General features: G+C 36.7%; 11 protein-coding genes and 1 tRNA gene. 4 read left to right on the forward strand and 8 right to left on the reverse strand.

Annotated features, from left to right (window positions below; translation table 11 throughout):
• Nucleotides 1-120: 120 nt before the first annotated feature.
• A complete protein-coding gene (locus C8N46_RS20435) occupies nucleotides 121-261 on the reverse strand; it encodes a hypothetical protein (protein WP_158269119.1) in 141 nt (46 codons plus the stop codon).
• A 474-nt stretch (nucleotides 262-735) separates the two neighbouring features.
• Here C8N46_RS20435 and C8N46_RS09130 point away from each other — a divergent pair.
• A tRNA-Ser gene (locus C8N46_RS09130) sits at nucleotides 736-820 on the forward strand.
• A 131-nt stretch (nucleotides 821-951) separates the two neighbouring features.
• On the opposite strand, the gene C8N46_RS09135 is transcribed toward C8N46_RS09130, so the two are convergent.
• On the reverse strand, nucleotides 952-1,353 hold the full coding sequence (locus C8N46_RS09135; RefSeq protein WP_108114569.1) for an acyl-CoA thioesterase: 402 nt from the start codon (nucleotides 1,351-1,353) through the stop codon (nucleotides 952-954).
• Between the two features lie 114 nt (nucleotides 1,354-1,467).
• Between C8N46_RS09135 and C8N46_RS09140 the strand changes: the two genes are divergently transcribed.
• The 3 genes from C8N46_RS09140 (at nucleotide 1,468) to C8N46_RS09150 (ending at nucleotide 4,175) form a co-directional block, all read left to right on the forward strand.
• A complete protein-coding gene (locus tag C8N46_RS09140) occupies nucleotides 1,468-2,097 on the forward strand; it encodes an NAD(P)H-dependent oxidoreductase (protein WP_108114570.1) in 630 nt (209 codons plus the stop codon).
• 70 nt (nucleotides 2,098-2,167) lie between these two features.
• Complete coding sequence (locus tag C8N46_RS09145) at nucleotides 2,168-2,623, forward strand: thioredoxin family protein (RefSeq protein ID WP_108114571.1); 456 nt, start codon at nucleotides 2,168-2,170, stop codon at nucleotides 2,621-2,623.
• Nucleotides 2,624-2,978: 355 nt separating this feature from the next.
• On the forward strand, nucleotides 2,979-4,175 hold the full coding sequence (locus tag C8N46_RS09150) for a DegT/DnrJ/EryC1/StrS family aminotransferase (RefSeq protein ID WP_108114572.1): 1,197 nt from the start codon (nucleotides 2,979-2,981) through the stop codon (nucleotides 4,173-4,175).
• A 312-nt stretch (nucleotides 4,176-4,487) separates the two neighbouring features.
• On the opposite strand, the gene ribB is transcribed toward C8N46_RS09150, so the two are convergent.
• From ribB to C8N46_RS09185, 6 genes are all read right to left on the reverse strand, one after another.
• Entirely contained in the window at nucleotides 4,488-5,639 is a 1,152-nt protein-coding gene (gene ribB, locus C8N46_RS09160) for a 3,4-dihydroxy-2-butanone-4-phosphate synthase (RefSeq protein WP_108114574.1), read from the reverse strand.
• Nucleotides 5,640-5,755: 116 nt separating this feature from the next.
• Nucleotides 5,756-7,756, reverse strand: a complete 2,001-nt coding sequence (locus C8N46_RS09165; RefSeq protein WP_108114575.1) for an LptF/LptG family permease — start codon at nucleotides 7,754-7,756, stop codon at nucleotides 5,756-5,758.
• Nucleotides 7,757-7,761: 5 nt separating this feature from the next.
• Nucleotides 7,762-8,400: a LolA family protein gene (locus C8N46_RS09170; protein ID WP_170110076.1), complete on the reverse strand. Its 639-nt coding sequence runs from the start codon at nucleotides 8,398-8,400 to the stop codon at nucleotides 7,762-7,764.
• A 1-nt stretch (nucleotide 8,401) separates the two neighbouring features.
• Nucleotides 8,402-10,873, reverse strand: coding sequence for an FtsK/SpoIIIE family DNA translocase (locus C8N46_RS09175; RefSeq protein ID WP_108114577.1), 2,472 nt, complete (start codon nucleotides 10,871-10,873; stop codon nucleotides 8,402-8,404).
• A gap of 289 nt (nucleotides 10,874-11,162) precedes the next feature.
• On the reverse strand, nucleotides 11,163-11,342 hold the full coding sequence (locus C8N46_RS09180; protein ID WP_108114578.1) for a hypothetical protein: 180 nt from the start codon (nucleotides 11,340-11,342) through the stop codon (nucleotides 11,163-11,165).
• A 47-nt stretch (nucleotides 11,343-11,389) separates the two neighbouring features.
• Entirely contained in the window at nucleotides 11,390-11,587 is a 198-nt protein-coding gene (locus tag C8N46_RS09185; protein WP_108114579.1) for a hypothetical protein, read from the reverse strand.
• Between the last annotated feature and the right edge of the window lie 381 nt (nucleotides 11,588-11,968).

The raw sequence follows: 11,968 nt of genomic DNA on the forward strand, positions 1-11,968 counted from the left end.
TGGTTATCCGTTGTTCGCAGTAGCTTTTGTCGTACAAAATAAAAAAGCGAACTCCATATTGAAGTTCGCTTTGGTTCATAATATCAGAGTTGGTAATGCTCTGAAATTAGTCCTCGCACGTTACAACGGATAACAACAATGCTCTTGTGTTCCATGTTGTGCATTGGAATGCGAATAACTTCCGCCTTTGACTTTGATAGTGTGTAACGTAGAAATTGCTTTTTTGTTCAGCTGTAACGCTTTTAACGGTTGCTTTTTCATAATACTCTGTTTTAAATGTTAATGGGATAAAACTAGAAATTTATTGGGTATTCAGCATGAAAAAACTGTCAAAATAGGTGCGTGTGCGTACGTGGACGTGTTTTTAATTAATGTAGCAATGTAGCAGTGGTTTTTTTAAAAGAAAGTTTTTGAAAATCAACTAACTTTTGTGAATGTCAAATAAAATTTGCCTGCAGGAAGTATGTTTTTTTGGTTTTAGAAAGAACTGAACGTCATGAATCTGGAATTAGGAATCAAGAATCATGATTCAAGACGAATTTACAAATCGACAAATCCACGAATAGACAAAAAACGAACAATAAAAAAAGCGTAGCAACCTAATACCCAAAGGCTAAGACCTAACATCCAACACCTGACAAAAAAAGTCTCAAAAAAACCATAAAAATAATTTTCAGAATAAAAAAAGCTTTCTATATTTGCATCCGCAATCGGGAAATACCCGATGAGACACTCGGAGAAATGGCAGAGTGGTCGAATGCGGCAGTCTTGAAAACTGTTGACTGTAACAGGTCCGGGGGTTCGAATCCCTCTTTCTCCGCTATAACCCTTGTAAACGCACTGTTTGCAAGGGTTTTGTTTTTTTGGTGTCAGCATGGTTGACAGTAGTATTTGTGAAGAAGTCTAGAAAATCAGATTTTTTGCCGAGAACGATAGTCTACACGGAAGCTCTTACTCTATTGAATCCACAATCTTCACAGGATTTTTAGCATCATCAATCGCAACAAAGGTGAAAAAGCCAGTCACTACTTTGGTTCTTCCTTCTTCGTACATGTTCTCCATAAAGATATCTACTTGTACGACACAACTGGTCGTTCCGACTTTGACCACTTTGGCAATCAATTCTACCAAGGTACCTTGCGGAATGGGTTCGGTAAAATCAATTTTATCAGTAGAAACGGTCACTACTTTTTTTCTGCTAAAACGCGTGGCGCAAATAAACGACGCTTCATCCATCAATTGCAATGCGGTGCCACCAAATAAGGTATCGTAATGATTGGTCGTATTTGGAAAAACCGCTTTAAAAATATGTGTTTCAGAGTTTTCAATTCGTTTTTTTAGTTGTGAAGTCATGGATGATGGATTTTATGATGTAGCCATTAATTTATTTTATCGTAAAGACTTACATTCCTTCTACGGTATTGTGTATTTTTGATAAAATAAATTTTCAACTCAAAGATAGCGTATATGCAAATAATAGAAAGCCTCAAATGGCGATATGCCACAAAAAAGTTTGACGCCAATCGTTTTTTAGATGACAATCAGATAGCAATTTTAAAAGAAGCCTTCAATCTTACAGCAACGTCGTATGGTTTGCAACCGATTCGTTTGGTAGTGATTCAAAACAAAGAACTGCAAGAAAAATTAGTGGAACACTCATGGAATCAACGCCAAGTTGTAGATGCATCGCACGTGTTGGTGTTGTGTATTGAAAACAAAGTGAATCGTGAAACTGTGGAAAACTATTTTCAACGTGTAAAAGACATTCGCAATACACCTGATGAAATTGTAGCGCCGTTTAAAGAGTTTATGATTGATACATTCTCAAAAAAATCTGACGAAGAATTAAAAACATGGGCATCCAAACAAGCCTATATTGCGCTAGGAAACTTATTGACAGTGTGTGGTTTGGAAAAAATTGACGCATGCCCAATGGAAGGATTCATTCCAGAAAAATACGACGAAATTTTAGGTTTGGAAGCACACGGACTTTCCTCAGTATTGGTATTGCCAGTTGGCTACAGAGCTGAAGATGATATGTTTTCTGATATGAATAAAGTTCGTAAGTCTGTAGCTGAAAGTGTATTAGAGTTATAATATTTTGGCAGGATTGTTGTTTTAAAAGCAGAAACACATATATTTGTTTTACGTTGTAACACCTAAACACATGAAGAAATTCCTTTTACTAGCGGTCTTTTTTATCGGATTTTCCGCTGCAGCGCAAGAAGATATCAAAATCAATTGGCTTACCGATTTTGAGGAAGCGAAGAAAATTTCAAAAAAAGAAAAAAAGCCTATCCTTATTTATTTTACGGGAAGCGATTGGTGTCCGCCGTGTAAAATGCTGAAAGAAGATTTCTTTTACACCAAAAAATTTCAAGAAAAATCGAAGGACTTCGTGTTGGTAATGGCTGATTTGCCAAGACGTGTAGATATCATCACGCCAGAACAACGTCAGGCCAACATAAAATTATTACAGGAATACAACAAACAAGGTAAGTTTCCAAATATTGTGGCGGTAAATCACAAAGGAAAAGAACTTGACAACATCATGTCGTATAATATGATGCGCGACACCAAACGTCATTACAAGTTTCTTGAAAAAATATTAAAAAACTATTAATACGAAACTCTTAAAAACAACCTCTTTTCTATACTTTTGTAGTTAGAAAAGAGGTTTTTCTTTAAAATAAAATCTATCATGTAACAACGATTCAGAAGGAAACTAAATATTGAAGTTCCTATTGAATATTTTTTGTTCTTTTCTTTGCATGCCCAAAGAAAATGAACCAAAAGAAAAGGCACTTTTATGAGGTGTTTTTAGTTCTTTTTTAAGCAAAGAACTAAAACCGCGCTACGAGCACTAAATTTCTATCAAGGTTTCAGAAATTTTTAATGTACTCATATCGCTACACTGCATAAAAGAGAGGCAAAAAAAGATAAACTGTCCGTTGTTTTGTGTACTAAAAAAATAAAATATGCCTGGATTTGAATTATTTGGTGATGCCGAACGTAAAGAAGTAAATGACGTATTAGATACTGGTGTGTTAATGCGCTACGGATTTGACGGAATGCGCAACGGACACTGGAAAGCAAAAGAATTAGAGCAAGCTCTGCAAACACAATTTGATGTAAAACATGCACAATTGGTTTCTAGCGGAACGGCTGCCGTTTCAGTCGCATTAGCAATTACAGGCATTGGCGCAGGAGATGAGGTCATTATGCCTACATTCACCTTTGTAGCTAGTTTTGAAGCGATAATGATGTTGGGCGCAATTCCTGTCTTAGTCGATATTGACGATACACTTACGCTAGATCCAACCGCAATTCGAAAAGCAATTACACCTAAAACCAAAGCCATCATGCCTGTGCACATGTGCGGAAGCATGGCAAACCTAGACGAAATCAAAGCGATTTGTGACGAGCATAATTTGATTTTGGTAGAAGATGCTTGCCAAGCCATCGGCGGAACGTATAACGGAAAAGCACTCGGAACTATTGGTGACGTAGGTTGTTTTTCGTTCGATTTTGTAAAAACGATGACCTGTGGCGAAGGTGGTGCAATCATTACCAATAACAGTGATTTTTACACCAATGCAGACCATTACAGCGATCACGGACATGACCATGTTGGAAATGACAGAGGTGCAGAAACGCATCCGTTTTTAGGATACAATTTCCGTATTTCGGAACTCAACGCGGCAGTCGGACTCGCACAAGTACGACGTTTACCAGAATTCTTAGACATTCAGGAAAAGCATTACAACATACTTCGAGAAGCTTTGGAAGACATTCCGCAAGTGACTTTTAGAACGGTTCCAGAAGGCGGTGTGGAAAGTTGTGCCTTTCTCAATTTCTTCTTACCCGATTTGGATATTGCTCGAAAGGTAATGGCAGGTTTTAAAGAAAATGGTATTGATGTATGTTTTCATTACTACGATAACAATTGGCATTACATTCGCAAGTGGGAACATTTAAAAGAATTAAAATCCTTATATCCAATTTCAAAAGAAGTCCGCGACGGAATGCAATATTTGGAAACCAAAACCTTTGAGCAATCCGATCAGTATATTGCGCGAAACATTTCGTGTTTGATTAAAATGTCGTGGACAGAAGAAGAGGTGAGAAGCAGAGCTGCAAAAATGCGCGAGGTGATTTTAGGAGCTGTAAATTAATATATCAATGTACTCATATAGCAGTGTATCAATGTTTTTTAATTTGATAATTTGAAAATGCTTTGATTTGAAGATGTATTCTTTGATTTTTTCTTCTATGTTTGAAATATAAAAGGTACTTTTTAAGAGCCAAGAGCCAAGAGCCAAGAGCCAAGAGCCAAGAGCCAAGAGCCAAGAGCCAAGAGCCAAGAGCCAAGAGTCAAGAGTCAAGAGGTAAGAGGTAAGAGCTAAGATAAATTAACGAATAACGAATAACGAATAACGAACAACAAACAACAAATCTAACAGCGAAGCGGTCTAAAATCTAAAAATCTAATAAGATACGTAGTCTACAATCTCCAAACCATACCCAATCATTCCGACACGTTTTTCTTGATGTGTATTGGTAACTAAACGAATTTTACTGATATTGATATCGTGTAGAATTTGCGCTCCAATTCCGAAGTCTTTCGAGTCCATTTTAATTTTAGGAGCTTTGTGTTCGCCGTCGTTTTGTAATGCTTTTAATTCTTTGATTCTGTGTAATAAATTCAACGAACTATGATCTTGATTGATGAATACAATCGCGCCTTTTCCTTCTTCATTCACCAAACGAAACATATCATCTAGTTTTTTATCGGCGTTGTTGGTCAACGTTCCTAAAATGTCATCATTGACCAATGTTGAATTGATGCGCGTCAATACAGGTTCGTCGGCAGACCAACTTCCTTTTGTCAATGCAATGTGTACGCGATTGTTGGTTGTTTGTAAATAGGCACGCATGCGGAAATCTCCGAAACGTGTTTGTACATTGAAATCTTCTTTCTTTTCAATCAAAGAATCGTGCTCCATTCGGTAGGCAACCAAATCTTCAATAGACACAATTTTTAAGTCAAAAATTTTAGCGACTTCCAGCAATTGTGGCAAACGCGCCATTGTTCCGTCTTCGTTCATGATTTCTACAATCACTCCTGCAGGTTGTAATCCTGCCAAGCGCGCAAAGTCAATCGCCGCTTCGGTATGACCTGTTCTACGCAATACGCCACCTTCTTTTGCTTTGAGTGGAAATATATGTCCAGGACGTGCCAAATCGAACGGACGTGTGTTTTTGTCAATTAATGCTAGAATGGTTTTTGCACGGTCAGAAGCAGAGATTCCTGTAGTAACGCCGTTTCCTTTCAAATCTACCGAAATGGTAAACGCGGTTTCCATTGGGTCGGTATTGTTGCTCACCATCATGCCCAATTGCAATTCTTTACAGCGATTTTCGGTCAACGGTGCGCAGATGAGTCCACGACCGTGTGTTGCCATAAAGTTGATCATTTCTGGCGTGACCATTTCAGCCGCAGCTAAAAAATCACCTTCATTTTCACGATTTTCATCGTCCACTACAATAATTACTTTTCCTTGACGGATATCTTCAATAGCTTCGTGAATGTTATTTAATTGTGTATCAGGTTTCACTTTTGTAGTTGACGTTGTCATGTTTTTCAGTATTTAATCGCAAAAATAATCATTCTCACGGGAAAAATTAAAATAAAGAAAGGTAAAGATTCATAGAAGTACTATAAGATAGAATAGCGTTTGTATTTTGCGTTTATTTATTCAACACTTTCAAGTTCTTGTTTGATTCTATTTTTGATAAAGAAATACGTAATAAAATAGAGTGGAATTCCAAAGAAATATATCAAATAGACAGTATTGCTGATTCCAGATTTCTCTCCTAAAGCTTTTGAAAAATCACTTAAATGGATAAGTGATTTTATAAAGTAGTAGAAATAGAATAGCAAGGAAGCAATGGAAATAATGAATAGCATAGTAAAAATCCAATCATCCAGCGCTACGTTGTTTAGTAAAACAGGTGTTGCAACACTAAATATTGAGGATATAACGTAATATAAGAATGTTTTTTTAGAAGCTTTAGAAAATTTTGAAAGACTCGTTGTTGCTTTTTCATACTGTCTATTCTCAAAAAAGCCTAATACTTTGAGTCTACGTTGCGAAATACCACGTTCTTCTAAAATATTAATAGCCAAACTGCGTTCGCCTTCAGTATAATGGAACTGACGATATTTTTTTACAACATTCATCAATCCTACATCACTTAAGGCTTTGAATTTCTCGGTACTTTCTCTATCAGATTCCGTAATCTCAGCCAACTTAGGAAGTACCTCAGTTTCTTCCTCTTCTTCCTCTCTAAGTTTGACAAATAAGCCTTTTAAAGAGAAACTAAACAAGCCTTGGTCGGAAGTAGCGCGTTTGGTAAAGTAGATACTCAGCGGAAACATAATCATGGTAGACAACCACGTTCCTAGCCATGGTGGAATACTACCGTCTTCGGCACTGTTTTTTCCAAAAATTCCGATAAAGTGATAGACTAAAAATAGACATACAGCAATGACCATTGGCAAACCGATTCCTCCTTTGCGAATGATGGCTCCTAACGGCGCACCTACAAAGAACAGAATAATGCACGCAATAGCAACAGCGAACTTGTCGTGCATGTATATTTTTTGATGATTGATTTTTTTCTCCATGCGCTTGAAGCGATTTTCGGTGTTTTCAAGCGTTGTGCGACGACCTTTGATGTTGGTAATGGAAATGTCTAACGCACGTTTTTGATTTTTGAGCGATAGTAATTCTAAAACATTATCTGACTTGTTGATAGAATCTAAGGGAACACGATTGGTGGAATCTTTTTCAATAATAACTATTCCAGTACGTTTGAACATGTTTTCTCCAAAACCAATTTTTTCTTGATCGTATTTCTGCTCAAATTTAATAATGGTATCATAGAGCTGTTGCACATTGAACATTTTGTACGTGTTGTAATCGGTAGCGTCCAAATCGACATCATTGATTTCGCGCAAATCTACGTTCATAATGTATTTTTCAAACGATACTTTGGCGTGTTGCTCACGCAAGGCGTCTTTTGGGTCGGTTGATTTGACGTCTTCGTAGCGATTTCCATCAAACAAGACCATTTGTAGAATGTCAGAATCGGGACTGCTTTTGAGTTCGCCGTTTTTCGATTTGATGACAATCCGATTTCTTCTGTCGTTGGATTTTTGGTGAATAATAACTTTATCCAACAATTGATCGTTATCACCGTATTTTTTATCAACCTTAATATTAATATCGGCAATATCGTTAAAAACACCTTCGCCAATTGCCAAGGCAGGCTTTTTCTTCGCTAGATTTTTTCGCAGATTGTATTGCTTAAATTCTGACCAAGGAATGACGTTGTTGCTAAAGAAAAACGTTCCGATTCCCAATAAAAAAATAAAAACAATACAGCTTCGCATGGCGCGTTGCAAGGAGATTCCTGTTGATTTCATCGCGGCAAATTCATAGCTTTCCGCAAAGCGACCAAAAGTCATAATGGAAGATACTAAAATACTTAACGGCAATACTAATGGAATCAGCTTGGGAGCGGTGTACAGCAAGAATTTTAAAATGATGCTAACGTCCAATCCTTTTCCAGCCAATTCACCTATAAAAAGCCAAACGGTTTGTAATATAAATATGAACATAAATATTACAAACACGGTAAGAAACGTTAAGAAGTAACTCTTAAGTATATATCTATCAAGTATTTTCAAGTAGCCTAGTTTTTATCTATATAATAATCCTCGTATTTCGATTCGTCAAATATAAATAAGCTTTTTGATAATGGCTGATTCGTTTTAAAAGAATTAACAGTTAATGTAGTAATTGTACCGTTTTTTCCTGTTTCAATGAGATTGTAGATGTGTTTTGTTTTTTCGTCAATTCCCAACAATACATTTTTAATGTCTGATGTTGGACTCGTTGGTGTTAACTTGATGTATTGAATTTTTCTACCGCGTACGTTTTGTAAAATGTCCCACGCGTAGGTATAGCCTTTTTTGTAGAATGTCAACATTTCAGAAGGCGACAAGCCTGTTTCGTCATCTTCAACATCTGAAATGGTTACTTCTTCGTTGGCAGGAACAATGGTGTACACTTTTTTAGTGTCGTATAATTTGGTAAACCCTAAGAAGTTTAGGTAATATTTTTCGCCTTCCAAAGTGACATTTCCTTTGGATTCTTGCTTGGTATTGGCTTCTTTGTTGTTCAATTCGTATTTAAAGTCAATTTGAATGTTTTCATAACTGTTGACTTTGGCAGAAACTTCATCTAATAGTTTTTTTGCTTTTGCTGTATTTTGCGCATTTACAGTGCATGTGAATATGCCTAATACCAACACTAAAACTAGTTTTTTCATGTTATCCATTTTTTTCGTTTTCTAATAATTGTTCTAAAGCTATAATGTCAGGAACCAACACTTGTCGTGCTTTGCTTCCTTCGAAGGGACCTACAATTCCAGCAGCTTCTAATTGGTCTATAATTCTTCCAGCACGGTTGTACCCAAGTTTTAGCTTACGTTGCAATAACGAAGCCGAACCTTGTTGTGCTACGACAATGATTTCAGCCGCTTCTTGGAATAGTTTATCTCTATCTGCGATGTCTATATCAAGACTTGTGCCACTTTCTTCACCTACATATTCTGGTAGCATAAAAGCATCTGGATAGGCTTTTTGTGCGCCAATAAAGTCTGTAATTTTTTCAACTTCTGGCGTGTCTACAAAGGCACATTGTATACGGATTAAATCGTTTCCTTGCGTGTATAACATGTCTCCACGACCAATTAATTGATCGGCTCCTGAGTTGTCTAAAATGGTGCGCGAATCTATTTTCGACATCACACGGAAGGCAACTCTGGCAGGGAAATTCGCTTTAATCATTCCCGTAATTACATTTACAGACGGACGTTGTGTTGCGATGATGAGGTGAATTCCAATCGCACGTGCCAACTGTGCCAAACGCGCAATAGGTGTTTCGACTTCTTTTCCTGCAGTCATGATTAAATCGGCAAATTCATCCACCACTAACACAATATACGGTAGATATTTATAACCGTCGTTCGGATTGAGTTTACGCGCTTTGAATTTAGCGTTGTATTCGACAATGTTACGACACATCGCATTTTTCAGCATGTCATATCGTTGATCCATTTCAATACAGAGCGAATTCAACGTGTTGATTACTTTCGAATTGTCTGTGATAATGGCTTCTTCTGAATCGGGAAGTTTTGCTAAATAATGACGTTCTATTTTGTTGAAAAGCGTCAATTCTACTTTTTTCGGATCGACCAATACAAATTTTACTTCCGCAGGATGTTTTTTGTAGAGAATTGAAGTCAAAATACAATTCAGTCCTACCGACTTTCCTTGTCCCGTGGCACCAGCCATTAACAAGTGTGGCATTTTTGCCAAATCGACTACCAATGTTTCGTTGCTAATAGTTTTTCCGAAGGCAATTGGCAACTGCATTTCTGCTTCTTGAAACTTTTTAGAAGCAATGGCAGAACGCATGGAAACGATGGCAGGTTTTTTGTTTGGCACTTCAATTCCAATCGTACCTTTTCCTGGCATGGGCGCAATGATACGAATTCCCAATGCAGCTAGCGAAAGTGCAATATCGTCTTCTAAGTTTTTAATTTTAGAAATACGCACACCTGCTTCTGGAATGATTTCATATAATGTAACCGTTGGACCCACTGTTGCTTTAATACTAGCAATTTCTATTTTGTAATTGCGAAGCGTGGTAACGATTTGGTTTTTATTTTCTTCAAGTTCTTCTTGATTGATGGTGATAGAACTTCCGTTGGTATAATCTTTTAGTAAATCGATGGTTGGAAAACGGAAATTTCCCAATTCGAGTGTTGGGTCAAATTCGCCGTGTTCTTTCACGAGTTTATCCGATAAGTTTTCGGTGACAGTTTTTTCTTCAACTATTTTTTCGACTTGAATTTCGGTTTCGTCTTCCTCTTTGGCAATTTCTACTTCGAAAGAGGTATCTTTTATTTGGGTATCTTTCTTTTCTGTGCTTGTTCCAGAATGATTTTTGATGGTTGGTTGTAAATTTTCAACCGATAATTCAAATTCTGATTTTTTTACTTTTTCTGTAGCTGCGGTTTCTTCTTCGTTGGTTTCTGTCTGTGCTTCTGTAGCAGTAGAAGTTTCAGTTTCTTCTGTTTGGGTAGCTTCTGTAGTTGTTTCGCTAGAAGTTTCTTCCGTAGTAAAGTCTTCTTTTATATCTGATTTTCGCTTTTGAATATAGGCTGATACGTGTTCTGGCGTAAGCTTTAAACGTAACACCGCATACAAAATCGCACCAAAAACTAATAGCAATCCAACACCGATTTTACCAATATACACTTGCAAATACGAATTGATTTCATATCCAATCGTTCCACCCAAAATAGGCGCCGAGTTAAAGAAGAAGCCTAAGAAGATAGACAGCCAAATGACAATGATACTTCCCCAAAACCATCGGTTAAATAACTTCTTTTTGGTATCCAACAACAAGTGTAATCCTGTCCATAACAATAAACTAGCAAAAATAAACGACGCAATTCCAAAACCTCTGTAGATAAAAAAGTCGCTGATACTCGCGCCAAAACGTTGCATCCAGTTTTGTGTTTTTACTGAGCTATCAGAACTGTCGAGCACACTTTGATCGACTTCGCCTGTAAAGAAATACGAAGCAAAGGCAATAAATAGCGCAACCGCCAATAACATCAGTAAACTACCCAAAATAATTTGATGCTGTCGGGTAAACGTAAAATCAGGTTTTTTGAATTTCGAGACTCTAGGAGCTTTTTTCGTTTTTTTTACGGTTTTTTTCTTTGCCATTCAGGGATTGCTTGTTTATAGTCCATAAACTCGGAATATTTTCGCGAGTAAAATACAAATCACACTAAAGTCGCAAGATATTTAAAATTAATCTTTATGCGAAACGTTTTTCCGTAAAATAAAAGATGAAGTAAGAATAGGAGTGAAGTAAAGGAACTAAAAAGAAAAAGCGGGATTGCTCCCGCTGTGTTTACTCAATAATCGAGCTTAAAAATGCTCCGACGCTTGCGTCGAAATGTTTTAATAGTTTCTGCTAGATGCTTCGTGGGCTTACCCCGAAGTAGTTGGCTTAAACTTCCCAATCTACGGTCAAATCACAATTGATGATTCCGCATGTATGTTTTGGCTCGCCTACACAACCTGTGTTAGCACAACCAATAATCGTATCTACCGCACCACCTTTTTTGTTTTCAAGGTCAGAAATAGACTTTTTGTTCAATACTAAATTTTTAAATTCTCTTTTTTTCATAATATAAAGTTTGTGTTATTAAATCTTATCATTTCAAAGTGAAGTAATTAGGCTTCCTCACAACCTATATCACTGAGTAATTGACAGTTGATGATACCGCAAGTTTCTTTTACAGGACCAATACAACCTGTGTCGTTAGCACAATCTTTTTCCGAGTGCGGAAGCGCACCACCTTTAATAGACTCGTCTAAATTGCTGATAGACGTTTTGTTTAAGATTAAATTTTTAAGTTCTCTTTTTTTCATGGTGTATTATTTTGTAGTTAATAATACTTCAAGGTAAGAAAAAAATGAAGACAATTGGCGTTTTTGTGTGAATTATTATCAGTGAATTACTTCGCAGTGTGACGCTGGAGTAGTTAAAGAAAGCTATGAAAAAGATGTAGGCATTAGGGTGCTAATTACCTGAGTTTGATTTAAAATTTGATTTACAATAATGATTTTCAAACAGTTATGAAAGTGTCAAATCGAGCATTATCGTAGATACCGAGCATCGCTCTCGAGATTCAATAGAAATATAGACTTTCTTAGCTGTTCTCGACTGCGCTCCTTTAGACTTGTATATTTATATTTAAGTTTAAAAAAGAGCCGAACTTAAGTACACTATTTGCGCTCAGAATTAAAAAT

Source organism: Kordia periserrulae, from assembly GCF_003054265.1.
In the GTDB taxonomy this organism is placed as follows: Bacteria; Bacteroidota; Bacteroidia; order Flavobacteriales; family Flavobacteriaceae; genus Kordia; species Kordia periserrulae.

Bases quoted from the DNA above. Each gene is read 5' to 3' on its own strand.
- C8N46_RS09140 (WP_108114570.1), top strand. From the start codon at position 1,468: ATGCAAATAATAGAAAGCCTCAAATGGCGATATGCCACAAAAAAGTTT.
- C8N46_RS09180 (WP_108114578.1), bottom strand. From the start codon at position 11,342: ATGAAAAAAAGAGAATTTAAAAATTTAGTATTGAACAAAAAGTCTATT.
- C8N46_RS09185 (WP_108114579.1), bottom strand. From the start codon at position 11,587: ATGAAAAAAAGAGAACTTAAAAATTTAATCTTAAACAAAACGTCTATC.
- C8N46_RS09175 (WP_108114577.1), bottom strand. From the start codon at position 10,873: ATGGCAAAGAAAAAAACCGTAAAAAAAACGAAAAAAGCTCCTAGAGTC.
- C8N46_RS09150 (WP_108114572.1), top strand. From the start codon at position 2,979: ATGCCTGGATTTGAATTATTTGGTGATGCCGAACGTAAAGAAGTAAAT.
- C8N46_RS09135 (WP_108114569.1), bottom strand. From the start codon at position 1,353: ATGACTTCACAACTAAAAAAACGAATTGAAAACTCTGAAACACATATT.
- C8N46_RS20435 (WP_158269119.1), bottom strand. From the start codon at position 261: ATGAAAAAGCAACCGTTAAAAGCGTTACAGCTGAACAAAAAAGCAATT.
- C8N46_RS09170 (WP_170110076.1), bottom strand. From the start codon at position 8,400: ATGAAAAAACTAGTTTTAGTGTTGGTATTAGGCATATTCACATGCACT.
- ribB (WP_108114574.1), bottom strand. From the start codon at position 5,639: ATGACAACGTCAACTACAAAAGTGAAACCTGATACACAATTAAATAAC.
- C8N46_RS09145 (WP_108114571.1), top strand. From the start codon at position 2,168: ATGAAGAAATTCCTTTTACTAGCGGTCTTTTTTATCGGATTTTCCGCT.